This window comes from Gemmatimonas aurantiaca (assembly GCF_037190085.1).
Taxonomy (GTDB): domain Bacteria; phylum Gemmatimonadota; class Gemmatimonadetes; order Gemmatimonadales; family Gemmatimonadaceae; genus Gemmatimonas; species Gemmatimonas aurantiaca_A.
Window position 1 is genome coordinate 346833 of record NZ_JBBCJO010000012.1, and the last position, 26982, is coordinate 373814.

The 26982-nt window shown below is 65.4% G+C and carries 18 protein-coding genes; 6 read left to right on the forward strand and 12 right to left on the reverse strand.

All coding sequences use genetic code 11. The features are described 5' to 3' along the window. Positions 1-4 precede the first annotated feature (4 nt). Positions 5-1519 carry an amidase gene (locus WG208_RS16130; protein ID WP_337172405.1) on the forward strand — a complete coding sequence of 505 codons (1515 nt, stop codon included), beginning with the start codon at positions 5-7 and terminating at the stop codon, positions 1517-1519. Positions 1520-1552: 33 nt separating this feature from the next. Here WG208_RS16130 and WG208_RS16135 read toward each other — a convergent pair whose 3' ends face one another. After that, entirely contained in the window at positions 1553-2854 is a 1302-nt protein-coding gene (locus WG208_RS16135; RefSeq protein ID WP_337172406.1) for a M20/M25/M40 family metallo-hydrolase, read from the reverse strand. Positions 2855-3035: 181 nt separating this feature from the next. On the opposite strand from WG208_RS16135, the gene WG208_RS16140 reads away from it, so the two are divergent. Then, positions 3036-4166 carry a DUF4097 family beta strand repeat-containing protein gene (locus WG208_RS16140; RefSeq protein ID WP_337172407.1) on the forward strand — a complete coding sequence of 377 codons (1131 nt, stop codon included), beginning with the start codon at positions 3036-3038 and terminating at the stop codon, positions 4164-4166. Here the strand turns inward: WG208_RS16140 and WG208_RS16145 are convergent. Then, entirely contained in the window at positions 4150-4677 is a 528-nt protein-coding gene (locus WG208_RS16145) for a hypothetical protein (protein ID WP_337172408.1), read from the reverse strand. The two genes, WG208_RS16140 and WG208_RS16145, sit on opposite strands and share 17 nt — an antisense overlap. A 26-nt stretch (positions 4678-4703) precedes the next feature. Further along, positions 4704-6062, reverse strand: coding sequence for an MATE family efflux transporter (locus WG208_RS16150; protein ID WP_337172409.1), 1359 nt, complete (start codon positions 6060-6062; stop codon positions 4704-4706). A 184-nt stretch (positions 6063-6246) separates the two neighbouring features. On the opposite strand from WG208_RS16150, the gene WG208_RS16155 reads away from it, so the two are divergent. Beyond that, positions 6247-7311 (forward strand): hypothetical protein, encoded by a 1065-nt coding sequence (locus tag WG208_RS16155; RefSeq protein ID WP_337172410.1) that lies wholly within the window; start codon positions 6247-6249, stop codon positions 7309-7311. A 57-nt stretch (positions 7312-7368) separates the two neighbouring features. On the opposite strand, the gene WG208_RS16160 is transcribed toward WG208_RS16155, so the two are convergent. Further along, positions 7369-9558 (reverse strand): PQQ-binding-like beta-propeller repeat protein, encoded by a 2190-nt coding sequence (locus WG208_RS16160; RefSeq protein WP_337172411.1) that lies wholly within the window; start codon positions 9556-9558, stop codon positions 7369-7371. Further along, entirely contained in the window at positions 9555-11435 is a 1881-nt protein-coding gene (locus WG208_RS16165; protein ID WP_337172699.1) for a HupE/UreJ family protein, read from the reverse strand. The genes WG208_RS16160 and WG208_RS16165 overlap by 4 nt, the downstream gene beginning before the upstream one ends. A 234-nt stretch (positions 11436-11669) precedes the next feature. Here WG208_RS16165 and WG208_RS16170 point away from each other — a divergent pair, with 234 nt between their 5' ends. Next, on the forward strand, positions 11670-12854 hold the full coding sequence (locus WG208_RS16170; protein ID WP_337172412.1) for a hypothetical protein: 1185 nt from the start codon (positions 11670-11672) through the stop codon (positions 12852-12854). Between the two features lie 94 nt (positions 12855-12948). Here WG208_RS16170 and WG208_RS16175 read toward each other — a convergent pair whose 3' ends face one another. After that, entirely contained in the window at positions 12949-13404 is a 456-nt protein-coding gene (locus WG208_RS16175) for a RidA family protein (RefSeq protein WP_337172413.1), read from the reverse strand. Between the two features lie 59 nt (positions 13405-13463). Between WG208_RS16175 and WG208_RS16180 the strand changes: the two genes are divergently transcribed. After that, entirely contained in the window at positions 13464-13709 is a 246-nt protein-coding gene (locus WG208_RS16180; RefSeq protein WP_337172414.1) for a zinc ribbon domain-containing protein, read from the forward strand. A 118-nt stretch (positions 13710-13827) separates the two neighbouring features. On the opposite strand, the gene WG208_RS16185 is transcribed toward WG208_RS16180, so the two are convergent. The 3 genes from WG208_RS16185 to WG208_RS16195 form a co-directional block, all read right to left on the reverse strand. After that, positions 13828-15855 (reverse strand): ankyrin repeat domain-containing protein, encoded by a 2028-nt coding sequence (locus WG208_RS16185; RefSeq protein ID WP_337172415.1) that lies wholly within the window; start codon positions 15853-15855, stop codon positions 13828-13830. Further along, positions 15848-17212 (reverse strand): DUF1552 domain-containing protein, encoded by a 1365-nt coding sequence (locus WG208_RS16190; protein ID WP_337172416.1) that lies wholly within the window; start codon positions 17210-17212, stop codon positions 15848-15850. Before WG208_RS16190 ends, WG208_RS16185 begins: the two co-directional genes overlap by 8 nt. A 62-nt stretch (positions 17213-17274) precedes the next feature. Next, positions 17275-19869, reverse strand: a complete 2595-nt coding sequence (locus tag WG208_RS16195; protein ID WP_337172417.1) for a DUF1592 domain-containing protein — start codon at positions 19867-19869, stop codon at positions 17275-17277. A 332-nt stretch (positions 19870-20201) separates the two neighbouring features. Here WG208_RS16195 and WG208_RS16200 point away from each other — a divergent pair, with 332 nt between their 5' ends. Next, positions 20202-21164, forward strand: coding sequence for an aldolase/citrate lyase family protein (locus tag WG208_RS16200; protein WP_337172418.1), 963 nt, complete (start codon positions 20202-20204; stop codon positions 21162-21164). A gap of 218 nt (positions 21165-21382) precedes the next feature. Here WG208_RS16200 and WG208_RS16205 read toward each other — a convergent pair whose 3' ends face one another. The 3 genes from WG208_RS16205 to WG208_RS16215 form a co-directional block, all read right to left on the reverse strand. Then, the gene (locus WG208_RS16205) at positions 21383-22735 is read right to left on the reverse strand and encodes a hypothetical protein (protein ID WP_337172419.1); all 1353 of its coding nucleotides are present in this window, start codon (positions 22733-22735) and stop codon (positions 21383-21385) included. A gap of 11 nt (positions 22736-22746) precedes the next feature. Then, the gene (locus WG208_RS16210; protein WP_337172420.1) at positions 22747-25905 is read right to left on the reverse strand and encodes a SusC/RagA family TonB-linked outer membrane protein; all 3159 of its coding nucleotides are present in this window, start codon (positions 25903-25905) and stop codon (positions 22747-22749) included. A 460-nt stretch (positions 25906-26365) separates the two neighbouring features. Next, positions 26366-26824 (reverse strand): cytochrome c, encoded by a 459-nt coding sequence (locus WG208_RS16215; protein WP_337172421.1) that lies wholly within the window; start codon positions 26822-26824, stop codon positions 26366-26368. Positions 26825-26982: the final 158 nt, after the last annotated feature.

Here is a 26982-nt window from a genome sequence, read left to right on the forward strand (position 1 = left end):
CTGCATGACGCTTCCATTGCCCGAATACGACCAGCTCGATGGTCTCGCCATGGCGGACCTCGTGCACCGGAGGGAGATCACGCCCACGGAGCTGGCCGAGGCGGCGCTCGCCCGCATGGCCGCCCGCAATCCGGCGCTCAATGCCATCGTGCGTCCGCTCGAGGCGATGGCCCGTGAGATGGCGCAGGCACTGGAGGCCGCGCTGAAAGCATCACCCGATCATCACGCGCCGTTCGTCGGTGTGCCGATGGTCATCAAAGACATGCTCGCCAACATCGCGAACGTGCCCACCAGCTTCGGCAACCATCGCCTGCAGCAGATCGTGGCGCCGGATGACAGCGAACTCGTCGCGCGGTACCGACGGGCCGGCGCGGTGTTCATCGGCAAGTCCAACACACCGGAGTTCGGACTCACGCCATTCACGGAGAGCGAAGCGTTGGGGCCGGCGCACAATCCCTGGGACACCGGCAAGACCACGGGCGGATCGAGCGGGGGTTCGGGGGCGGCTGTCGCCGCGCGCATCGTCCCGATCGGTCATGGTGGTGATGGCGGCGGCTCCATCCGCATCCCGGCATCATGCAACGGCGTCTTCGGTCTCAAACCGAGTCGTGGTCGCATGCCCACCGGCCCGGTGTTCGGCGATTCGTGGCGGGGGTTCGTGCAGGAGCATGTGCTCACCATCAGCGTGCGCGATTCGGCGGCGATGCTCGACGCCACTGCCGGTGAGGACATCGGCACACCGGTGGCCTGTCCGCGGCAGGAGCGCCCCTATCTCGACGAAGTGCAACGTGACCCGGAGCCCCTGCGTATCGCGGTGACCACCACGCCATTCTTCGGCAAGGATGTGCATCCCGATTGCATCGCGGCGCTCGACGATGCCGCGACGCTGCTGTCGTCGCTGGGGCATCATGTCGAGCGCGCGGAGCCCGTGGTGAACGGCGCGGCGCTGGCGCGTGCGTTCCTCACCATCGTGGCCGGTGAATGCCGCGCCGATATCGCATGGCTTGGCCAGCAACTCGGCCGCCGTCCGCGCATGGATGACGTGGAGGTCTCCACCTGGGCACTCGGCCTCGTGGGCCGCTCCCTCAGCGCGGGCGACTATGCGAGCGCCGCGCGTGAACTGCAGATGGCCGGTCGCGTCGTCGGTCGTTTTCACGAACGGTACGATCTGCTGCTCACGCCCACACTGGCCGCACCGCCCTTCACCATCGGCGCGCTGCAACCCACGGCGCTGGAACGGGCCGCGTTGAGTGTGATCGGTCGTTTCGGACTGGGCAATGCATTGCGTGCCGCCGGCATGCTGGACGACATCGTCGACAAGGTCTACGCATTCATGCCCTACACGGCGCTGTTCAATGTCACGGGTCAGCCGGCGATGTCGGTGCCGCTGTACTGGAATGCGACGGGGCTGCCCATCGGCACGCAGATGGTTGCGCGGTTCGGCGATGAAGCCACCCTGTTTCAGGTGGCCGGTCAGTTGGAACGCGCGAGACCGTGGGCCGCGCGCGTTCCGTTCTGACTGTATCAGCTCACCGTCACCCTCCACCCGGCTTCACTTCCGCACCATCGCCCCCACCAACTTCGCCACCGCGCCCAGCGTGGTCTGCGCGGCATTCAGTCCCAGCCGGAAATCGGCGTCACTGAAGGTGATGAACAGATCGGTGGGCTGATGCCAGTGGGGATCCCATCCGCTGCCGATCTGCGTGCCGCGTTCGTTCTCCCGCATGCTCACCGACGCCACGAGATCCTGAAATGGACCCGAGTCGGTGTTGGTCATGTGCGGCCCCACCTGCGCGGGATAGTCGGTCGCGTATTTCGTATTCGCTCCATGCAGCGCCCACGCCAGCTCGGCCGATTGCTTCGCCATCTTCGAGTTGGCCTGGAACTCGATGTTCACGTCGGCTTCGGGACGCTGATCCTTCGGGATGGTGCCATCGGCCTTCGGCATGCCATGATCGAACATCATCATGTCGTGCTGGATCATGCCGAGCCAGCGGGGCTCGGGATACTTCCCTGAACCCTTCGGTTCTTCGATGCCCTGCAGACGTGCGCGCTGATCGACGTAGGCATGCGCACCGTTGAGGCCCGTCTCCTCGTTGTTCCAGAGGATGAAGCGCACCGATCGTTCGGTCTGCACACGCGGATCACTGAAGATGCGCGCCAGCTCCATGACGATGGCCGTGCCCGATGCATCGTCATTGACGGCTTCTCCCCATCCGATGCCGTCCATGTGCCCACCGACGATGTACATCTCGTCGGGACGTGTCGTGCCGACTTTCGTGCAGTACACCTCCTGGCGCCTGCCCGGCGTGCTGGGCTCCGCATTCAGCGCGCGAAGACGGGCATCGGGCTGCCGCAATGAATCGTTGTTCACGCCCGTACGTGTCCGGATGCCACGCGGCCGGCCACCACCAACGGCCGTGAGAGCGGCAGGCGGACGATTCGCCGCGTTGCCGGCACCGCCGGTATTCGCAGGACGCGGCTGCGGCGCCGGCGGATTGTATTCGTACGTGATACGCTCCGTGTTCGTACAGCCGTAGCTCCTGAGCTGGGCTTCGATCCAGTCCACCGCATCACGATTGCGCTTGGTGCCCTGGCGGCGGTCACCGAACTGCGCGAGGCCTTTGATGGTGGCCTTGTATTTCGCGAGATCGAGTTGGGAGACCATCACCGCCACCGGGTCGGCGGAGTCGATCACGATGGACGCGGTGGGCAGTACCGCCGGAACCGCGGCGGTCGACGCCCCCGACTGCGCGCCGGTGGCGCACACCGGAATGGAAAGCAGGCAGGCCGCCATCAATGGGGTGATGCGGGCCACGCGGGAACGGGAAAGCATGGGCAGGTGGGAAGACATGGGGATGATCCGTTCAAACCCTGCGGTGGGAACACTCTGTCCAAACGGTGGCAGGAATGGATCGGGCCTCGTCGCCCGACGCCTGCCGTTTCTGCAATCGCTCCGCAGAGACACGTGAAACCTCGCACCGCTGACCACGTGGTGTCAGGGGTCCGGGTCAATCACATCAACATCGGGTCTCATGAGTCCTTCCCTGCGAAACAACCCGCAGCGTCCGCGTGGTCTTCGTCCGACGTCGTGGCCGAACACCGGCCTCATGACCGGGGCCGTGAGTGCGGTCTTCCTGACGTTCACCAGTCCCCTCCAGGCACAGACCGAACGCCAGACGCTCAGCGGCGAGCGCGTGGCCCTGTACAATCTGGCGGGCGAAGTGCGCATCGAACGTGGACGTGGACGTGGACGCACCGTGGAATTCGAGATCACCCGCCGCGGCGCCGATGCACGCCGGCTGCGCATCGAAACCGGTACGGTGCGTGGCATCCCCACGCTGCGCGTCATCTATCCCGACGACGACATCGTCTACAGCCCCGCGTCGGAGCGCAACCGGGGCGCCACCGACAGCCGCATCAACGACGATGGTACCTGGGGTGGCGACAACGGCTGGCGCGGCGGACGACGCGTGCGCATCCGTTCGCGTGGTGATGGCATGGAAGCATGGGCCGACATCCGCGTGCTCGTGCCGGATGGGCAGAAGTTCAACGCCCATCTGCTGGTGGGTGAACTCAAGGCGATCGACGTCGACGCCACCCTCTCGCTCGATGCGGCCTCGGCGCGCATCACCGCCGAACAGGTGCGCGGCAATCTGGATATCGATACGGGATCCGGCGGTATCGTCGTGCGCGACGCCCGGGTATCGACGCTGCGTCTCGATACCGGTTCCGGTGGGGTCACCCTCGATGGCGTCACGGCCGAGGATTGCTCCATCGAGACGGGATCGGGTGGGGTGAGCGGCAGCGCCGCCAACTGTCAGCGTCTCGACATCGACGTGGGATCGGGCGGCGTGCGTCTCGAGGACGCCACCGCGGAAACCATCACCGTCGACGCCGGCAGTGGCAGTGTCTCTCTGGGCTTGCGTCGTTCACCACGTTCGGCCGCGATCGAATCGGGATCCGGTGGTGTCACTCTGAATCTGCCGGCCGACTTCAGTGCGACGGTGGACATCGAAACCGGCAGCGGTGGGATCAGCTCCGATTTCGAGATCAGGACCAGCCGTTTCGCGCGTCGCGAAATACACGGCACGATCGGTGATGGGCGCGGTCGCCTGCGTGTGGAAAGTGGTTCGGGATCGGTGCGCCTCAGACGGGCGCCCTGAGGATCGCCAGCAAGCGTCCGGTGAATCCGAATTCCCAGGTGGTTCCGTAACGAATGTCCGCCACCACATAGCGTCCCCGTTCACGCGTGACGACCACGGTGTCACGCCAGTTCACCGCGGGACGCTGTGTGGTGTTGGTGAAGGCCATCACCACCAACGCCGTGTCACCCTGCGTGATGGTGGTGTCGGGTCTGGCGCTGGTGCGTCCTTCGAACAGACTGCTGAAGGGATCCCCATCGGCGAAGACCGGCTTTTGATCGGGCCGCTCACGCGCCGCCGTCCGTCGCGCCTGATCCGCGTGCGCGAGGGCATCGGCCAGGGAGTCACTGAGAAAGGGCCGCAGTGCCGTGAGGGACAACGAATCGGGCACCGTCTGCACACCCAGCGCATCGAGCATGGCATAGAGTTGCACGGCGGCGTGCGCTGGCGTCTTCGCTTCGGATGGTGCGCACGAGACGGCACCACCCGCGCCGGCGATCAATGCGACGGTCGCCAGACACCGCTGAATCATGCGCGCTCCACGATGGCCAGGCATCATCACGCGACCGCCGGTTCGGATCGCACGGCGGCCCGCTTGTCGAGCTCCCGGTGCAGCAACCAGAACACGAATGCGGCCTGCAGCACCATCGTGCCCACCGACAGCCACCACAGATGCGCGAGTCGGAATGACGACTGACGCGCGAGCCACAGCGCCGGCAGCGCAAAGGTCACCAGACGCGACGCACTGCTGAACAGCGAGGGCATCGTGTTGCCCAGCGCCTGGAACATGCCGCTGCAGGTGAAGATCAGCCCCGTTGCCACGAAGTTCCACGAGATGATGCGCAGAAACTCCGCGGCCACGGCGATGACTTCCGCTTCCGGTGTGAATCCCTTCACCAGCAGGTCGGGGCGCCACTGACAGAGCAACGCCAGCACCGTCATGAGTCCTCCACCCATGATCACGGCCGACCGGAACGTTTCGCGCACCCGATCGAGATGTCCGGCGCCCATGTTCTGTCCGGCCAGCGGCGCCGCCGAGAAGGCGATGGCCATGGCCGGCAGGAAGATCGACTGCATCACCCGTGAACCGATGCCGTAACCGGCCTGCGCCGCCGCACCGAAGTCGCGAATGACATAGTAGTTCACCGCCGTGAACACGAACATCAGGGCGAATTCACCACCGGGCGGCACGCCGATCTTCAGCATGCGTCGTACGACATCCCAGCGCACGCCGAGCAATGCCCGCTGGAAGTACACGTAGTGCTCGAGTCGGAAGAAGTAGCCGAGCAGCAGCATCACACCGGCCGCGATGGCGATCGTGCTGGACAATCCCGCACCGGCCACACCGAGAGCACGACCGGTGCCCCACCCCGCGATGAGCACGGGCGCCAACACGATGTTGAGAATGACGGTGAGCATCTGCACCACCATCATCGGCTTGACGATGCCGGTGCCGCGCAACGCCGAGCCCATCGACACCAGGGCGAACTGCAGGGCCAGACCGGGGATGAACCAGCGCAGATAGGTGACGCCCGCGGCATGGGTGGCCGCATCGGCGCCCACGGTGTTCATGTACCGTTCGCACAGCGCGTATCCGCCCACCAGTGTGATGAGTGCGCACACACCGGCCCACACCACGCTCTGATTGAAGATCAGATTGGCGTCGTCGCGATCCTTGCGGCCGACGGCGTGCGAGATCAACGCCATCGTCCCCACACCGAGCACCTGGGTGAGCGCCATGACGATGTACTGCACATTGCCCGCCGCTCCCACGCCGGCCACCGCGGCGTCGCCGAGCCTGGCGACGAACCACAGGTCGACCAGGAAGTACAGCGTCTGGAAGATCATCCCCGCCGCCATGGGGAGGGCGAGGCGCAGCAGATGTCTGGGGATGGAGCCGTGAGTGAGGTCGCGCACGAGAAGAAAATTCGGGAGACTTCCGGAGAATCGATGGTTGGGAACGCTGGCGTACTGGGATCGGTCGCGCAATATCGCGGCCATATCAGGTCCTGTCGCCGGTGATTGCCGGTGATTGCCGGACCCGGATCGCCGGCCCAGTTTTCCATTTCCCACCGTTGCCCGCCCCTACCAGAACCTGTTCATGCGTCGCTTCGCCATCTTTGCGGGGTCCGCCCTCGCGGCATTCGTTGCGCTCGCCATCCCGGCCAGTCGTGCGGCCGGACAGTCCGACCCGTCCATGCCGCCGGTCAATGACCGCCCCAATCCGTTCCGGACGGTGGAGGGGTGGGCCAAACTGCCCGAGGGCCGAACGTGGGGCTCCACCAGCGCGGTCGCGATCGACAAGGACGGCCGGAGTATCTGGGTGGCCGAACGCTGCGGTGTGAACTCCTGCGCGGCTTCGTCATTGCCGTCGGTACTCAAGTTCGACGAACGTGGTACGCTCGTCACGGCGTTCGGCGCCGGCATGATTCTCTCGCCCCATGGTATCCATGTCGACCGGGACGGGAACATCTGGGTGGTGGATTGTACCTGCACCGGCGGCAGGACGCCGGCACCTCCGGGCAAGGGGCATCAGATCTACAAGTTCTCGCCCACCGGCACTCTCCTCATGACACTCGGCGCACCAGGCGGTGGCCGGGACAGCGCCTTCTTCTGGCAACCCAACACGGTCATCACGGCGCGCAACGGCGACATCTACGTGGCCGAGGGACATTCGTCGCGTGAGGGCTCCAACGCGCGCATTCTGGTGTTCGACGCGCAGGGCAAGCTCAAGCGGACCTGGGGCTCGTTCGGGAAAGGTGACGGACAGCTCGATCAACCGCATGCACTGGCCATGGATTCGCGCGGGCGCTTGTTCATCGGGGATCGTGGCAACAGCCGGATCCTGATCGTCGACGAGCAGTTCAGAGTGCTCGATACCTGGTATCAGTTCAGCAGCCCCAGTGGCATCTGGATCGATGCGCGCGATTCGATCTATGTGGCCGACTCCGAATCGGGATCGGTGAACCCGCCGCATGGGGCGTGGAAGCGCGGCATCCGTATCGGCAGCGCCCGGACCGGGGTGGTGACGGCCTTCATTCCCGATCCGGAGCCGAACCCGCCCACGACGAGCAGCGCCGAGGGCGTGGCCGTGGACGCGGCCGGCAATATCTACGGCGCGGAAGTGGGGCAGAAGGCGCTCAAGCGGTACGAGCGCAGGAAATAACGAAACAAGAAAACTGCTTTGCCGCGGATTACGCGGCAAAGCAGTTGCTGTTGGCCGTTACCGCTTCCTCGGCAACCGTAAAGCGACCAGGCTCGTGTTCTCCTCAGCTCCCGTCGCAAAGACGATGTACTGTTCGCCCTTGTGCAGGAACGTCATCGGCACCGCGGTGGTCTTGGCCGGAATCTCCAGCGCACCGACCTGTTTTCCACTCGCCTTGTCCAGCGCGAACAGCTTGGGCGGTTCACCCGGCAGACCGCCGCTGCGTCCCGTGCCGTAGATCAGCAACGACTTGGTCGTGATGGCCTGCGCCTGTCCACGGCCCGGAAGCTGCGGGATCGTGACCCCGCTCCAGATCGGATCACGGCTGGTCTGCTTGATGTATCCCGCGTTCGGCATCCACCACGCCTTGTCGCCCGTCTTCATGTCGTAGGCCGTGATGCCGCCATACTGTTTGGGCTTCAGAATCGAGATGCCGCCGATCATCGAGCCGGACGCACGTCCGGCAAACCCCACGTTCTCCGGCTTCTTGTAACCCGCCGGCGTCGGCAGCGCACCGATCAGACCACAGTTCGACGCCGGTGAGCTGTAGTCGAACTCCGAACACGGATCGTTGAGCAGCGACGTGGTGCTGAGTCCCGTGATCGAAGCCACGTACAGCAGACCCGTTTCCGGATCGTGCGTCGCGCCACCATCGATGTTCACGCCACCGCTCGCGCCTGGCGCATACCACGCACAACGGAACCCCGTCGAATCCTTGCCGTCACCTGCGGCGGGCGGAATGTAGTACGGCCCCATACGACACCGCTTCGCCAACACGAGCGCCGAGTCCCTGATGGCCGGCGTGTAGTCGATGAGATCCTCGGCCATCAATCCCTGCTGCGAATACGGAGCGGGTTTGGATGGAATGGGCTGTGTTGGTGCAGACTTCTCGCCCGGCACGCCACTCTGCAGCACCGGCTTCTCGTCGATCGGCCAGATCGGTTCGCCCGTGGCGCGGTCGAAGACATACAACCACCCCTGCTTCGTGGGCTGCGCCACCACCTTGCGCACGCGTCCGTTCACCGTGACATCCATGAGATTCGGCGCCATCGGTGCGTCGTAGTCCCAGATGTCATGATGCACCATCTGGTAGTGCCACTTGCGCTTGCCCGTCTTCACATCGAGCGCCACCAGACTGTTGCCGAACAGATTGTCACCCGGACGATGGCCGCCGTATTCGTCCATGAGCGGCATGCCGGCGGGGATGTACACCAGGCCGAGTTGTTCGTCGGCAGCATACGGCGCCCAGGCATCCACCTTGCCCACACCCTTCGTTCCCTGCTTCGACCCGTTCTTCCACGTCTCGGCGCCGAACTCACCAGGCTGCGGCACGAGATTGAACTTCCAGAGCAACCGGCCGGTGGGAATATCGAACGCGCGGATCGTGCCGATCGGGTTGGTCGCGCGAATGGGATAGTAGCCGTGAATGGACGAGTTGCCGACGATGAACACATTGCCCACCACCATGCCGGGTGAACTGGAGGCGACCTGCCCCTCGATTCCCACCGTGCCGTCGGCGCCGATCTTCTTCACCGGATCCCATGTCTCTCCCGGCTTCGCTTTGCGATACGGCGCGGCATCGGAGATGATGAGCGGACCGGAATCGTCGACGGCGAGCGGAACCATGGGATACCCCAGGCCCTCCATCAGATCGACCACGCCACTCTTGCCGAACGTGGCATCCGGGCGACCGGTCTTTGCATCGAGCGACACGAGATGATAGCCCGGCGTGACCAACAGCAACCGTTCCCTCGTGCCGTCGGTCCAGTAGGACAGACCACGTCCGGCAAACTGCCGCGGCGCCTTCTGCCAGCGAATGCCCTCGTCGAGGCGATACATCCACAACGTTTCGCCGGTGGACGGATCGAGCGCCATGGCCACGCGCCGGGTGCTGGCCACGGTGAACAGACGACCGTTCGCATAGAGCGGCGTGGTGCGATAGTACTCGTCCTTGCCGAACGCACCGGCCTTCCACTCCCAGGCCACTTCGAGCGAGTCGAAGTTGGACGCGTTGATCAGATCGAGCGGCGAGTAGCGTGTACTCCACTGATCGGCGCCCCAGTGCCGCCATTCGCCGTACGCGTTGCCACGCGCCAGCACCTTGCCCGGCTGTGCGGTGGACGTACCGGCCCGCACCAGCAGCGCGCCTCCCACGGCTGTCGCCACCACCGCCAGCGCCACGAGCTTTGTTGCACCCCGTCGGGTCATCGCTCACCTCCTGTTGCGTTCCGTGTTGATGTGCCACCACCAATCCCACCACCAATTCCACCGCCAGTCCCGCCACCCGATCCATCACCGTTCCGGCCACCACTCCCGGCATCACGCGCGACCGGTGTCTTCACCGAATCCACGCGCACCGACTTGAGCCACGATGGTTCGGCCGACAATTCCGTCTTGCCGGCCGGCATGCGATTGAGGCGCAGAATGTACGCCGTCACCCACACGTACTCGTCTTCGGTGAGGCTGCCCGGTGCGGTCTTCGGCATGAGCTGACTCAGGTAATCGTACAGATCGAAGAGCGGGCGGCCGAACCACTTGATCTCGAATGCCGTTCCCATGTGCGAGGCCGTGGTGTGACATCCGAGACACGAACTCGCGAAAACTTCCTTGCCCTTGTTGGCCTGATCCGCGGTGTAGACGCCGGCCATGGTGGTGCGTGTCACCGATTGCGCATCCACCGTGGTGGGCGCCGATGTCCACAGGGCGCCCGCCAGCAGGAGCAACACGAGCGTTTGCATGCGTGCCCGTGCGCGCGGCTGCTGCAGGCGTGTCATCACACCGGAAATCGCCCACATCACGCCCAGCAACACCAGCAGGACCATCGCCACCCGAATGGCCATCAGCCAGAAATCGATGTCGAACGCCGGCCAGGCGAATGTGCCCCGCAAGGCATCACTGCGATCCCGCATCCAGTGCCAGGCCTCGTGCGCGATCAGCGCGGACGCGACGATCACGCCGGTGCGTTCAGGGATCCACTTCGCGAACACCCAGTTCAGCACGGGCACGGCGACCAGCAGCACCGTCACCTGTGCGAGTTCCACACCCACGTTGAAGGCCGCCAGCGCGGTGAGCAGATGGCCGCCGGCAAACTGCAATTCCTCCTGCAGGACGGACGAGAATCCGAAACCGTGCACGAGCCCGAACACGAAGGCCATCATCCAGCGCCGTTCGAGCTTCGCCCCCACGATGTTCTCCAGCGCCAGCAGCACGATCGAGGCGGCGATGATCACCTCCACCAGCGGCGAGAACCATTGTACGTCGGGCGCATAACCCAGTGCAGCCGTGGCCAGCGTGATGGAATGGGCGATGGTGAACGCGGTGACGATGCCGATGAGCGGCCGGATGCGGCGGAACGGCAGCACGAGACACAACACGAACAGCACATGATCGAGCCCGCCGAACATGTGCAGCGCGCCCTGCCCCACGAACCGCGCCGCGGCGTGCGCCCAGGAGGGATCGAGGCGCACGGCACCGGGATCGCCGTCCCATGTGAAGAAACGTTCGCCACCATCCGGAAGCTCGAGCCGCATCACGGTGGTGGTCTGCACGCCGAGATGCGCCCAGCGCGGTTCGATGATCAGATCGGTGACCGGTCGCGTGACGGGCACTTCGAGCAACACTTCGAGTGCGAGTTGCAGCGGCGGAATCCGCACCGAGTCGGCCAGCGGCACGTGCTGTACCGCGTGCAACGCCGAGGTGTACGTGTCGAACGCCCGATCGGCCGGCAGGGCGGCGCGCACCGCGATGACATCGGGCGACGGCAGCGCATCGGGTCCATCGCGCAACAACACCCCGTCGGCCACCCACAGCCTGGCCGCATCATGCAGGAACGGGGTCAGGCGCGCGACATCGACGGAACCGTTCACAGAACCGTTCACGGAACCGTTCACCGCGCCATCGATCACGCCCGGGCGTGGTCCATCGGGACGAGCCCGGGCTGCGAGCAGCGGGAACTCCACATCCCGGACGGCGTCCATGGGAATGCGCACGAGCAGCCGCACCCGATCGGGGAGCGATGCCACATAGGCGCGGACGGCGACGTGCCGGGGGACTTCATGGGCGTTCGCCATCGATGCCGTGAGCATGCTCACGAGGCACCCGACGAACAACGCGGCGAGGAATCGGACGGGGAACGGTACGCGCGACGGCACGTCTCTGGACAGGTGGGAACGGGCGGGTTACTTAGGGAGGCGCTCCAGCGTGTTTTCGCGAAGCATCGGAAACACCACGCGCGATCCCGCCGCGCGGCCTCTGCGCCGCAAGAACATACCGCTCCGCCCCGCAATTGCCCACGGGGCGTCCCTTTCATGGAGTACCCGATGCGGAAGGTCCGCCTCTCAGCGCGCTGGACGGCGCTGCTCGCCACCCTCGCGGTTCTCGGTGGGCTGCATGCCACCCTGCAGGCCGACGATCGGCAGACGGTCCAGGCTCCCCGCTTCGAGGTCGATCCCCTCTGGCCGCGTCCGCTGCCAAATCACTGGCTGCTCGGCTCGGTCATCGGCGTGGGGGTCGACAGTCGCGATCATGTCTTCATCATCCATCGCGGCGACTCCACGCTCAACCAGCGCACCGAGTCCACGGCCAAAGGCGCTGTCGACGAGTGCTGCTCCGCCGCACCGCCCATCGTGGAGTTCGATCCCAACGGCAACTTCGTGCGCGCCTGGGGAGGACCGGGTGAGGGGTACGAATGGCCGTCGTCCAATCACGGCATCACGCTCGACGACAAGGACAACGTCTGGATCGGCGGCAACGGTGCGAACGATTCGCACATCCTCAAGTTCACGCGCGACGGCAAGTTCCTGCAGCAGATCGGCACCCCGAAACAGGCGGCCAACAGCAACGACAGCACCCATTTCGGACGCGTCGCCAAGATCTCGTTCGATGTCCGCGCAGGCGAGGCGTTCGTGGCCGACGGCTATGGCAACAAGCGCGTGGCCGTGCTCGACATGGGCACAGGAAAACTCAAGCGCTACTGGGGCGCTTACGGCAACAAGCCTGACGACGCCCGCCTGCCGCCCTACGATCCGGAAGCGCCCCTCATTCAGCAGTTCCGGAATCCGGTGCACTGCGCCGAGCCCACCACCGATGGCCTCGTGTATGTCTGTGACCGACCCAACGACCGCATTCAGGTGTTCCGCAAGGACGGCAGCTTCGTGAAGGAAGTGCGCGTCGCCCCCGCCACGCGCGGTGACGGGTCGGTGTGGGACATCGCGTTTTCACGTGACGCGGCGCAGAAGTATCTGTATCTGGCCGACGGCAAGAACGAGCGCGTGTACGTGATGGACCGGCAGTCGCTGGAGATTCTCACCTGGTTCGGCGACGGTGGCCGTCAGCCCGGCCAGTTCTTCGCCGTTCACAGCATTGCCACGGATTCGAAGGGCAACATCTACACCACGGAGACATACGAAGGCAAACGTCTCCAGAAATTCCGCTACAAAGGCATCGCTCCCGTGAAGCGCGGCAGCCAGGGCCCCGTCTGGCCCGAAACCCCAGCCCGTCGTTAGGAGCAGTTCCTATCGAACTCCCCCCTGACCAGCTCCCCCTGCCCCCTCCTGAAACAAAAGCGGGGCGGCGCCACAGGCGCCGCCCCGCCGTTCATTACGGAATGAAGCCCTGGCACTCGATCTCGACCTTGGCGTTGGGCACCACCAGGGCCGCCACCACCACCGTCGAGCGCGCGGGCGGATTGCTCGGGAAGAACTTCGTGTATGCCTGGTTCATCCCCTGGAAATCCTTCACGTCCGTCAGGAACACCGTGCACTTGACCGCGTTGGCCAGCGTCGAGCCCGCCGCCTTGAACACCTTTTCCGAGTTCTCCAGCGCCCGCGTCGTCTGACCGGCGATCGTGGTATCATTCGGGGAGGTGCCGAGCTGTCCCGACGCGAACAGCATGTTGCCAACGCGGATACCGGGGGAGAGCGTAGCACTGACACGCTGCCCCTCTCCGACCACCACCTGACGCTCGGGGCTGGCCTGCGCGGAGAGCGCCGAGGCGAGTCCCAGCGATGCCGTGATGGACAACAGGGCGAGAGTGGACGGTCGTGTAGTGAGCATCACGTTCCTCCGATATCGGGTGGGGCGGGAATCAGGTTCTTCAACGGGAGACGATCAATATGCCGATGTTCGACTTCGTCTGCACCTCCTGTGCGCACACGTTCGATGCGCTGGTGCGTGGTGACGTATTGCCGGCGTGTCCGGCCTGTGGCGCCACGAAGGTCGAAAAGTTGCTCTCCCTGCCGGCAATCAAGACGTCGGGCACGCACGATCGTGCGCTCGCCGCCGCAAAACGTCGGGATGCATCGCAGGGCCAGGAGCGCATGCACGCGCAGCGTCAGTACGAATTGAGTCACGACGACTGACCCGCGATCCGCTGTCGTCCGGCAGCCTCCAATGTCCTCCAAAGTCCTCCAAACACGAAGCCCGGTGCCAATGGCACCGGGCTTCGCCGTTCACGGTCCTGCGGTGATCAGTCCGTGATCAGCAGGACTTGCACTTGTTGCTGTTCTTCGAGCCGAGCTTGACGAGCAGGTCGACCGTCTCGAGGAAGGGGGGAATGCGCTGCACCGGACCGTTCGCCATGTCGGCCGTGGTCTGACCACGGCGGCTGAGCGCGTGGACGTCGGCACCCTTCGACACGAGGTATTCGATGAGCTCGTTGTCGCCACGTGCGGCCGCATGATGCAACGTGTTGTATCCGTTGAAGTCACGCTGGTTCGGATCCATCTTGAGCTCTTCGACCAGGAACTTGATCGACGGCAACCACGCGTCCGGTGCATGGCGATGCGCATTGGCCGCATACCCTTCGCCGTAGCCCACGCCTGCAGCCGCGTGAATCGGGTACACGCCCGGGCCGCCATCCGGCACCGGCGGCAGTCCCGACGGATCGGTCCCGTCGCCGCCTTCTTCACCCGAATCGTCGCCCGGCAGACGGCCGGTGGGCTTGATGGTCGGGATGTTCGGATCGGCGCCGTACTTGAGCAGCAGCTTCATCGCCGGCACATCGAGCCCGTACGCGGCCCGCCAGAAGGCCGTGGCTCCCACCGTGTTCACGCCGAGCAGATCGAAATTGTACGACATGAACCACAGGTGCTTCTTGAGACGCACGTTCGGATCCGCGCCGGCCTTGAGCATGGCTTCCATGAGCTCGAGGTGCGTGGTCTTCTGCTGCATCTGCGCGGTGGGCTGCGGATAGAGCGACTTCGGTGCCCACTGCGTGTTGATCACGGCATAGAGCGGGGCCGCGCCGGCATCGCTCTGCAGCTTTACGTTGGCGCCCTTCGCCATGAGCATGGACGCCATGTCGAAGCGGCCGTTGATAACGGCCATGAGCAGCGGGCTGGTGTGATCGCCCTCGCTCACGTGGTTGATGTTCGCGCCGGCCGTCAGCAGATGCTGCACGGCTTCTTCGTTGCCTTCGCGTACGGCGAACAGCAGCGGGGTGAGACCACCCTTGTTGCCGATCAGATCGCCGTACGACGGACCACGCTGCTGGAATCCGGTGGCCGCCCGTGTGCCCGCCGAATCTCCGGCCGCACGGGGTGCGCCGCCCCGACCCACCGGCGCCGTGCCGGCGTTGGCCTGCTGCGCGGCATTCCCGCCGGCATTGCCACGGGCGGGTGCTGCGTTGCCTGCCGCGTTGCCTGCCGCGTTGCCAGCTGCGTTGCCGGCACCATTGCCCGCGTTACCACGGGCAGCGGCTGGTGCGTTGGCCGCCGGTGCGCCTGAGGGCGCCGCCGCCGCCGGAGCACCCGGAGCCGCCGGCGTGATGTTCGGGGTCACCGTGGTGGGCGCCATCGGCGATTCCGCGGCCTTGAGCGCTGCGACGCGACGCGTGCGGATGGCCATCTCGGCGCGGAGGTCACGTTCCTGCTTCGGAATGTCCTCGATCTTCGACGCCGCTTCGAGACCGGCGCCACGCTTGATCAGCAGATCGAGCGCCGTCACGCGATTGTATGCCGCAGCCCACATGAGCGGCGTCTGCCCCCACGCGTTCTCGCGGATGTCCACCGGCGTGCCCTTGTCGAGCAGGGCCGCCACACTGGTCGAATCGCCACGTCCGGCCGCAAAATGCAGCGGCGTGGCCGCGCCCGAGCTCGTGACGGCGGTGGGGCTCGCCCCGTGTTCCAGCAGCAGCTTCACCACGCTGCCGCGACCTTCACGCGCCGCAAGATGCAGCGGCGTGTAGTTGCCGTTGCGCGTGAGGGCATCGACACGGGCGCCGGCATATACCAGCATCTGCGCCGAGCCCAGATCGCCGCGCTGGGCGGCCCAGTGCAGCGCCGACATGCCGTCGGGCTGCGCTTCGTTCACATCCATCCCCTGCTTGATCAGCGTCCGCACGCGGGCGCTGTCGCCGCGCATGACGGCGTCGGCCACCGGGGCTTCCGCGGGATTCTCGCGAGCTGCGCCGAGCGTCAGCGTAGCGATGCAGGCTGCCGCGCCGACCGCAACCCGCGACGCGCGCCACAGGGGCGCGCGCTGGGTGTGCTGGCGAATATCAGGCATTGGCGCTGTTGAGGTTGAGGACGCCGTTGCTGTCACCGAAGGACGTCATGTCCTCCATGCCGAGGGTGTGCATCATGCTGAGCATGGCGTTCGCCATCGGCGTGCCGTCCGGCGCCTTGATGTGCAGGTTGCCGGTGAGACGGTTCTCCGCCTTGCCGAGCACGATGAGCGGGCAGCGGCGGTGGTTGTGCAGGTTCGAGTCACCCATCGGCGAACCGTAGATGATCATCGTCTTGTCGAGCATGTTGGCGTCGCCTTCCTGGATGCTCTTCAGCTTGTCGAGGAAGTACGGCAGCATCGACACGTGGTACTTGTTGATCGTGTTGAAGTCGCGCACGCCACGTTCCGTGCCACCATGGTGCGACGCCGGGTGGAACGGCTTGTCCGTGCCGCTCTCCGGATACGTCCGGCTCGAGCCGTCGCGGCCCATCTTGAACGAGAACACGCGCGTGATATCCGCCGCGAACGCCAGCGCCTGGATATCGAACATCAGCTTCACGTGATCGGAGAACGAATCGGGCACACCGGCCGGCGCTTCGGGCAGCTCACGTACTTCTCCGCTGGTGTTGCGCGCTTCCACCCGCTGGATTCGGCGCTCCACTTCACGGATGTCCGTGAGGTACTTGTCGAGACGGTGCTTGTCTTCCGGTCCCAGCGTCGCCTTGAGCGACGACATCTCGCCCGAGATGAAGTCGAGGATGCTGCGACGCGTGCGACGACGTTCCGACCGCTCGGCCGAGGTGCCGCCGACGCCGAAGAGTTTCTCGAACGCCACGCGCGGATCGCGGATGACCGGCAGCGGCTCCGAGGGCGACGACCAGGAGATGGAGTCGGTGTACACGCAGGCGTAGCCGTAGGCGCAACCACCCGCCTGGTCCACGTTCTCGATGCAGAGCTGCATCGACGGGATCGGCGTGTTCTGACCGTACCGCTGCGCATACAACTGATCGAGCGACGTCCCCACCTTCACATCCGAGCCTTCCGTCTGCTTCGGATGCATGTGCGTGAGGTACACGGCGCTGGACCGGAAGTGGTCGCCGCCGATCTCGTTCGGCGACGTCGGCTCGGCTTCACGTACGTCCGTGTTGCTGACGATGGTGAGATAGTCGCGATAGCTGTCGAGCGACGTCAGGGCCGTCGGCGAGAGATCGTACTGGCGACCGGCGGCGGCCGGCGACCACATGTTCATCTTCGCGCCCCACTCGTTGCAGCCGGCGGCGCCGTGCACCATCTCGATGGCCACGAGGCGCGGAGCCTCCTTGGCATCGAACAGGCGACGACCCGACGGGATCATGGCATCGAGGTAGGGCAGCGCGATCGTGGCACTCATCCCCTGCAGGAACTGGCGGCGGGGCATCGCCTTTCCGCTCAAGAAGTACATGCGGGTGTATCTCCGTTGTCAGTTGAAGGTCGGGCGAATCAGCGAGTCCGGCTGGCAGCCGGCGCAGGGATGGTTTCGTGCGTGGCGGGCGTGGCGTCGGCGAGCAGGCTCCGCTTGCGGAACGCGTCGCTCTTCACCACTCCGAGAATGAAGTCGTTGATCTTGTAGTTCGATGCGCGGGCCGAGGACTCGATCTTACGAACCGCGGGCGCATCCGCGTACTCGACACGACGGCCGAGCGCGTACGCCATCAGGTTCTGCGTGAACGAGCGCATGAGCGGCACCGGACGCTTGAGCAGCGCGGCCTGCAGCTCCGCCGGGCTCGACACCTTGGTGCCATCGTAGAAGTCACCACGTGTATCGAGCGGCGTCCCGTTCTCACGGATGCGCCAGCGGCCCATCACGTCGAAGTTGTCCAGCGCGAGCCCGATGGGATCGATGAACTGGTGGCACGAATTGCAGGACGCGTTCTCACGGTGCATCTCCATGCGTTCCCGCGTGGTGAGCAGACGTCCTTCCTTCGCCGCGCCGGTCTTCTCGAGGTCGGGCACGTTGGGCGGCGGCGGCGGCGGCGGCGAACCCATGAGCACTTCCATGACCCACTTGCCGCGCAGCACGGGCGACGTGCGGTTGGCCACCGACGTCAGCGTGAGCACGCTGCCATGCCCCAGGATGCCCGAGCGGTGCGAGTCCTTCGGGTAGCTCACCTTGCGGAACTCCGTACCCACCACGCCGGGAATCTCGTAGTGCTTCGCCAGCGACTCGTTCAGGAACGTGTAGTCGGCGGTGAAGATGTCGAGCACGCTGCGGTTCTCGCGCACGATGTAGTTGAAGAACTGTTCCGTCTCTTCGACCATCTCGCCGGCCAGCTGCTCGCGGAAATCCGGATACTGGTTGGCGTCGGGGTGCACGAGGTCCACGTCCTGCAGGCGCAGCCACTGCGCCGCGAAGCGCGTGGACAGTGCCTTCGAGCGCGGATCCTTGAGCAGACGCCGGGTCTGCGCGATCAGCACCGTCGTGTCCTGCAGACGGCCACTGCGGCCGAGCGCGACGAGCTGCGAATCGGGCGGTGCGCCCCAGATGAAGAACGACAGGCGCGATGCGAGATCGAGTCCGGCAACGGCCACCTGCCCCTTGGCCGCGGCAGGCACTTCTTCGATGCGGAAGATGAAGTGCGGGCTGGACAGCATCGCTTCGAGGGCCTGACGCACACCGATTTCGAAGCCGCCTTCCTTGGCCCCTTCATCATAGAAGGCCATCAGCCCCTTCACATCGTTGGCCCCCATGGGCCGGCGATAGGCCTGCGCGCCGAGGCGCGAAAGGATCTTCTCGGCGCAGGGACGCGCTTCGGCCGCCGACAGGGGACGGCAGCTGAAGATGCGACGGCGGCTCGGCGTGTCCGACACACCGGTCGGATTGTACGGGCCGGTCACGGCGAAGTTCTGCACGTGGGCCTGCACCGTGATGCCTGACTGCGCACCGATCTGCGTGTCGGCGATGCTGTGGCCCAGCGGCGTGATGTTGTCGTTGACGGGGCCTTCGAAGGTGCGCAGGAAGGTGGCCGAGATGCGCTGCGGGCCGGCACGCACGGGGATGGGCTTCGTGCGGATGTCCATGCCCTGCGGATCGGCCTGCGACATGCCACGGTCGATGTCGAGCAACGCGACCCGCTCGCCGTTCACCGCGATCTCGATCTTCTCGTCGAACGGCGCGGTGGATGCGAAGAGCTGACCCGTGGGGATCGCATGCAGCGTGACGGTGAAGATGTACTCGCCATCGGCCGGGAAGTTGTGCGTCACCGCCGTGCCGCCACGTGTACCGGCCGGCGCGCCGTCCACCTCGTCGAGCTGTGACGCGAGACGCGCGATCTTGTAGGTGCTGGTGGAAACCGCCGCCTTCGGGTCACCCACGGCCAGGCGGCTGATCTCGCTGGCGGCGTCGAGGTACGAATCGAGCAACGTCGCCGACGGCATCTGCACGTCCGCGATGTTGTCGAAGTTCGCGCTCTTGGTGTCGAGCGGCAGCCAGGAGCTGGCCTTGATCTCGAGGCCGAGCACATCGCGGACGGCCCGTTCGTACTCGGCGCGGTTCAAACGCTGAAACGCGCGCGAGCCCGGGTTCGGGTTCGCCGCGTACCGCGCATCCATGTTGCGCTCGAGCGTCTCCATCAACACCTGCAGCGTGTCGCCGGCCGGCTTGGCGCGTCCCGGCGGCGGCATCATGCCGGTGCGGAGTTTGTTGATCATCTTCTCCGCCACATCGGGCGCGGTCTGCCCGATGGTGGCGAGGTCGAAGTTGGCCAACGACAGGTTGCCCTGCTTGCGGGTCTCACTGTGACAGCCGGCGCAGCTCTTCTTCACCACGGCATCGAGCGCGGCACTGGTCATCACCGTCGCGCCGGGGCGCAGCACAGGATGTCCGGTGCGACGCGGCGTCGCCGAAGCCGCGGGCGCCGTGACGGCGTCGACAAAACGATCATAGGCAGCGGGCACGACACGGGCGGTGCCGGCTGCGGCGGGCGCGGCCACGGCTTCCGGCGCGACCGGCCGCTCGCGCTGATCGGCTGAGCGATCGAGCGACGCGACGGCGAGCAACGCCAGACAACCAGAACCAGCGACAACCAACGACTTCATCCCCGAACCTCCAGGCTCAGGCGGGTTGGCAGGGCGACGCAGGAAGGGATCGCGTCGCCACTCGGCAGGAACTCCAACTTCAATGCTGACCACAATCTACGTGGCATGCAACAATTTCGTTCGACTTCGGAAACAGCAAATCCCAGCGCTCTGACGCCCTCAGGCGTTGGGTGCATAATGGACAAACCGGGAAGATTGGGCCCACGGCGCGGTCAGCGCGGTGGCTCCCGGCCCCCTCACGGTCCGTCCCATCTTTCCGTGTACCGGTGCGATCCTCTGGTCCCGCCGGATACGCCTTCCCCACCTCGGAGGACCTTGTGCGATCCTGCTGGATGCTGACGGCTGCGGCCGTCGCGACCCTGAGCACTGTGCCGGCCACCACGCAGGCGCAGACCCGCCTCAACGCGGTCATCGACCTGCTGGCGGCCCACAAGCCGGTGTTCGGGCTGTACGCCCCCTCGAACCCGCGGGCCCGCCCGGGGCAGCCGGCTCCCACCGGGCCGGTCAAGAGCATGACCGAACTGGCGCAGGAAGCGCTCGCGTACAAGAAGCTGGACTACATCTTCGAAGGGACGATGGAGTACAACTTCGACCAGTCGTATCCGCCGTTCACCGAGTTCGCCAAGGCGATGGACGCCGGTGGGGCGCTGCAGAAGGGCAAGTCGCCGCGCTTCACGCACGGCCTGTTCGTGAAGACGCCCGAGATCGCGCCCGATCCGGCCGTGGCCACCGCGCGCATCGGCAAGCAGTTGAACGAAGGCGTGACGGGTGTGGTGTTCGTCGACGTGCAGAGCGCCGAGGAACTCAAGAAGGGGCTGGCGGCGCTGCGTTTCAAGAGCAAGGGCGGCACCCGCTCCGATGACGTGGGCAGTGCACCCGCGCGCTGGGGCATGAGCGAGAAGGAGTACAAGGAGCGCGCCGATCTGTGGCCGCTCAATCCGAAGGGTGAGATCGTGAACTTCACGATCGTCGAGAGCCACGAAGGCCTGGCCAAGGTGCGTGAGATCGCGGCCGTGCCGGGCATCGGTGTGCTGTTCCCGGGCGCGGGCACGCTGCGTGGCGTGTTCACCACCACCGATGCGAACGGGCAGCGCAAGTTCGACGAGGTGGCCTGGGAAGCGGCCATCCAGAAGGTCCTGGCGGCGTGCAAGGAGTTCAAAGTGGCCTGCGGCTATCCCGCCGGTGCGGCCGACATCGAAATGCGCATGAAGCAGGGTTTCAGCGTGTTCGTGATCGGCTGGGGTGAGCAGGGCTTCAAGGCGGTGGATCTCGGACGCGCGGCGGGCGGGCGGTAACAGGCTCGCGCTGGCGTGATCGCAGTTGCGGAAAGAGCGAAGCCGGTCCGTCGGGTTGACGGGCCGGCCTTTTTCGTTGGCGGCGGTGTGGCGCTCGGCGCTTCGGGCAGGGAAACCTCGCCCGTGTGATTGCCCTCCGGGGAGCTACAAACGAACAGGGCCGCCGGACGAATGTCCGGCGGCCCTGGTTTTTCCTACCCTGGCTTTTCAGCGATGCCTCAGTCAGCGCATCCGTTGAAGTTGGGGTTGTTCTTCTCACGCACCGGCACGATCAGGCTGGTGCGCGTGCCATACTGGGCGTTGCGGTACCGCATGGTGCCCACCGGGAACACGGTGTTGGCCGCACGACCGTACTGGTTCACGAGTCGACGCATGTCGCCAAGCCGATGGCCGGTGAGCCACAGCCAGAAGGCGCGCTCCTTGAACACCATGTCCACCGCAGCCGCATGCGTCGTGGGCGACGTGAGCGGCGCAATGGCCGTGGCGAGCCCGGTGGCACGCAGCGTGTTCAGCGCGGCCACCATGGCATCCCGTTCCGCCTGGGTGCTGGCCGTCGCGCTGCCCAGTTTGGCCTCGGCCTCGATGAGACGCGCTTCGATGCCATCAGCCAGCGTGAAGGGTGCCGCCTGCGACGTGTACTTCTGCTGGTGCGGGAGGTTCAAGCTGGTGCCGTCGAACCCGATGCGGGACGACGGAACCCAGGGCACACGCGGGTCGGCCGGCGTGACGAGGTAGTCGATGCCGTTGGTGCCCTCAGCCGTGCCCACGTTGTAGCGCGAACCCGACACGAACGTCGCCTGCCAGATGCCGTTGTTCTGGCGCGTCGTGGCGATGGAATGACTCAGCACGTACTTGTACGACGTGGCCACCCCCGCCACCGCCGCCGCCGCCTGCGCATACTGCCCCTGATTCAGCAGAATGCGCCCTTTCGCGAGAGAGGCGAGGCTGCGCACGTTCGTGCCGGTGGCGCTGGCGAGTGCCGAGTCGGCCGTGGCCAGCGCCGTGCTGAACATCTGCGCGTTGGTGAGCGGTTGACCGTATTCGAAATCACCGCTCTCCAGCACGCGGCTGAAGGGCACGCCGGAGCAGAAGCCCTCACCGAACGCCGTCTCGCTGAAGGCGCGCACGGCATACATCTCGGCGAGTGAATCGTTCACCGCCGCCGACGCCGTCTTGACGGCCTTCCACTTGACGATGGAACTCGCCAGGCCGGCACGGGCCTTCTGCAGGTTCTCATAGGCGGTATTGGTCGCGCCGCCCAGAAGATCGGTGGCGGCACGCTGGTCGGTGGCATAGCGGTCGGCGAAGGTATCCGTGGTCTGGATCTCGTCGCCGAGGTTGCCGCTGGACACCACGTATCCATCCTGCGTGCCCGAGTAGGCCACGATGAAGTCCATGACGGCGCCGTTGCGCAGGGTCGTGGCCCCGGCGGAGCCTCCGAGCGCCGACTCGGCGATGACGTTGGGGGTCGCGACGTTGAGGATGTCCGTCGTACAGCCGCTCACGGCAACGGCCGCCGCGAACGCACTCACCGGACGAACCACGCGTCGTGTGTTGAAAGCAAATCGCATGGGGTCTGGTCTCAGAAGGAGAAGTTCATACGGAGCATCATGATACGGAGCGGTGGTGTGGCGAAGTACTCCTCACCACCGCGTGTATCGCTGTTGGCTGCGGACGCTTCCGGATCCACACCCCGGTAGTCGGTCTTCACGCCCAGGTTGCGGCCCGTGGCCACGATATTCCAGCGGGTGGCGCGGAGCTTGTTCGCCCAGGTCGTCGGCATCTCATAGGCCACCGACAGTTCGCGCCAGCGCACGAAATCACCCTTCTCGAACTGTCCCGTGTAGACGGCGTCGACCACCGCGTACGCGTTGGCCTGTTCCTGCAACGACAGCGACTTGTCGTAGCGGCCACGGCAGGTCACACCGTTCTGGCACTGGTGACGCAGGGTGTTGTTGAACTTGGTCATGCCCCACTTGCCGTCCACCTGCGTGGTGATGCGAAGCTTCTTGTTGAGCAGTTCGAGCGTGGGCGTGAACGCCATTTCCTTCTTGGGGAAGGACGACCCCTGAAAAATGGCAGTGTCGCTGTAGATGATCTCACCACGCCCGATGATGCCGTCGCCGTTGATGTCATTCGGCTTGACCGTGCGCGACCACAGGCCGTAGATCGGATAGCCCGGACGGTTCTGCTGCGTGTTCCGGTTGCCGGAGGGGATGGCCGCCACACCTTCAGCCAGCCTGGTCATGGTGTTCTTCAGCGTCGATCCCGTGAGGGCGAATGACAACGCGGCCGCCTCACGATCGAACAGACGCTGGTTCCACGTGAGCTCGACACCGGAGTTCTTGATGTTGCCGATGTTGACGAGCTGCGCCGTAAGCCCTGAGAGCGACGGTGCGATCTCACGCTGGATGAGCGCGTCGGTCGTGGACTTGTTGTACGACGTCAGTTCGATGTTGGTACGGCCCGAGAACATCTGGAGGTCGAAGCCGAACTCGGTCTCGGCCGAGTATTCGGGCTTGAGATTGACGTTGCCCAGCGAGCTGATCGAGGCTCCCGGCGTTTCGCCGCTGGCCAGCGTCAGGGCCCCCGGGCTGAACGCCCTGATGGACGCCGTGTCGGCCGGAATCTGGCCGGAGGCACCGTACGTACCGCGCAGACGCAGGCTGTTGATGAAGTCCACGTCCGGGAAGAACGCTTCATCGGAAATCACCCACGACGCACCGAATTTGGGATAGTACACCGCGCGGGTGTTGGCGCCGAACGCGCTGGCCGCATCGCGACGCAGGCCGCCCGTGAGGAACAGCTTGTCACGAAGGGCGAACTGCTGCTCGACGTAGTAGCCCAGCGTGCGACGATCGGTGATGTTCTGCGTGCTGCTGCGCGTTGCGGCCGCCGTGACCGTCACACCACCCGGCGGCAGACCGATGCCGGTGCTCTGCTGCTGCGTGCGGAAGTTGCGCACGTACTGCATGCCCACCGACGTCTTGGAATTGAGCCAGTCCGCCAACTGGAACGTACCGGTCGCGCCATAGTCGGCCGTCTGCTGGTTGGTCTCCACACGGTTGGCGGTGATCTGTCCGGACCGGATCGTGCCTTCGTTCGGTCCTTCACCCACCTTCGCGATGTACAGGTCATTGCGGAAGGTGATGTCCGACCCCAGCGCCGCACGGGCCGACAGCCAGGACGTGGGGTTCCACTGCGAGGTGGCGCTGTTGATGAATCGGTTGATGTTCTGCTTCGTCGTTTGCGCCAGCACGTCGCCCATCATGAAGGACCGATAATTCCGCAGCGCGTTGCCCTGCGAATCCTTCAGATCGCCGCGCCAGGGGCCACCCATCGCGTCCACCATGAGGCCGGTGGAGTTGTCTTCGTTCTGCGGCAGGCGCATGTCGGAGTTGATGAAACCCGACGACACCTGCAGGAACAGATTGGGACGCAGCTCCGCGTTGATGTTGGCCCGGAAGGTGTTGCGCTGCAGCGCGTTGGGGCGCATGATGTCGCCCGGCAACGCACTCACGCCGCGCTGCTCCTTCAGGCGCGTCACTTCCGAATCCGGCATCTTGTAGATGCCCGTTTCCGCTTCGGTCTGACCCGACACGAAGAACTGCACCTTGTCGTTGCCGCCCGATGTCTGGAGGTTGTACTGGTGCCGATCGCCGGTGCCGATAGGCGTCTGATCCGCCCGGTTCAGCACGTTGCCGTGCGAGAGTGAATCGACCACACCGGCCACGCACTGGCCACCGACGAGTTCCTGCAGTGTGCAGATGGCCGAGACGTTCGGGGCAGTCGTCCGGCGGCCCCACAGCGACCACAGGTCCGGATAGGTGGCCACGTTGTCGATCTTGCCCTGCTCGGCCGACAGATTCCAGGCCGTCCGACCCGCCTTGCCACGCTTGGTCGTGATCACGATCACGCCGTTGGCGGCCTCGGTGCCGTACAGCGTGGCGGCCGAGGGGCCCTTGATGATTTCGAGTGTCTCGATCTCGTTCGGATTGATGTCGTCGAGACGCGAAGGGCCCGAGCCGCCCACGCCAAGACCATCACCCGTCGCGCCCGAGGCGCGCACACCGTCGATCACGATGATCGGGTCGTTGGTGAGCGTGAACGAGTTCTGGCCGCGGATACGCACGCGCGAACCGGAGCCCGTGGCACCCGTCTGCACCACCTGCACACCCGACGAACGGCCGGACAGCAGGGCGCCCATGTTGCTCACGGGCAGTTCCGCGATCTTCTCGGCCACGTTCACCTGCGTGGTGGCGTTGGCCAGTTCCACCTTGCGCTGCTGACCGGTCACCGTGGTGACCACGGCGGCCAGCGAGAACGCCGCCTGCGTGAGCTTCACATCGGCCACGACCGGCGCGCCATCCGTGACGTTCACCTGCACCTTCGCCGCTTCATACCCGATGCGGTTCACGTCGAGCGTGACCGCACCCGTATTGGGCACGCGAAGGGTATAGCGTCCGTTTTCCGCCGTTAGCGTGCCCACCTGCGTGCCGGCGACAAGGACTCGAGCCTGCGAGATGGGCTGACCGGTGCCGGCATCCGTGACCGTACCAGTCACGGTCCCTCCCGCACCCTGCTGCGCCACCGCCATCGGCGGCGCGAGCAACCCGAAGCTCGCCGCCAGGGCGAGCAGTGATGTGGTCAACCGACGCCGCAGGACCTGCGGACGTGTGGCGACCGGTGGAGAGCAGCCTCTCTCCCCACGGGTGAACGCAGCGGGTACGAACAATCGCATCTCGTGACTCCCCAGATCAGGATCACACGCCGACCACCCAGATGTGGTCGGTCGATGACATGACCACAGGTCCCGCAGCGGTTGTGCGCGGGGCGGTGGTGATGTCATTGCCAGCAGGAGACGGGTGTCTCCGGTCAGCTCAGTGGAGAACAGGGGCGCGAAGGGCGCGCACGCCTGTGGGTGGGAAGGCGCCGGGGAAAGCGCCGGTTGGTGGAGGGGACAGCAGTGAAGCGGGAGGGGACGACAGGAGGGTGGAACTAGGACAACGCAGTGTGGAACAACGAAGGGCCGATCCGCGTCACGCAGGTCGACCCTTCGCGCGTACAGGGTGCCGCGCATCCAGGAACCTCACTGCTGACAAAATCAGGCCGCGGCAGAGGGTATGAGAAACGGGCACAACTGTCAATAGCGTATCGCCATCCGAATAGGCGAGTTACGCAACTTCGTCTCACCCGGAATGTCAGGGCGCGGCCGCCGGGAGCTTCAGCGTGATTGCCGCCAGAGCCGCCGAATCGGTGCTGAGACGTGCTGGACCGGAGGGCAAGCCGTTCAACTTGAGGATGTAGGACACCACGGCCCCGTATTCCTCACGCGGCAATGTGCCCGGATCGCCGTCGGGCATCGTGGTGCGGATCTGCTCGAACAGATCGAACAACGGACGCCCACCCCACTTCCCCTTGAAGTCGCCGTTCGTGAATTCCTCGAGCTCATGGCACTCGGCGCACGTCTTCTTGTAGACCGCCGTCCCTTCCTCCGCCTGTGCATCGGAATACACGCCGCTGTCCTGCACCACGACTCGATGATTCAGGGCGGCCAGTCGCGGTCCGGGCTGCTGGGCCGTCATCTGACTGCCCGCGGCGACGCTCGCCGCGACCACGGCCAGGAGGAAAACACTCGGGATATGAGGGTGCTTGTGCATGGCGTTTCAACGTGCTGAGGGGCGATTTCGCTGGTGGAGAGGCGCTATGCAGGAGGTGATACGGCGGATTCCGTCCGAGCTTCGTCGGAACTCCGTCCGCATGCGCCGCGGAAGCTGACGCCCCAGTACCCCGAAGTCCACCGGAAGATTGCGGAGCG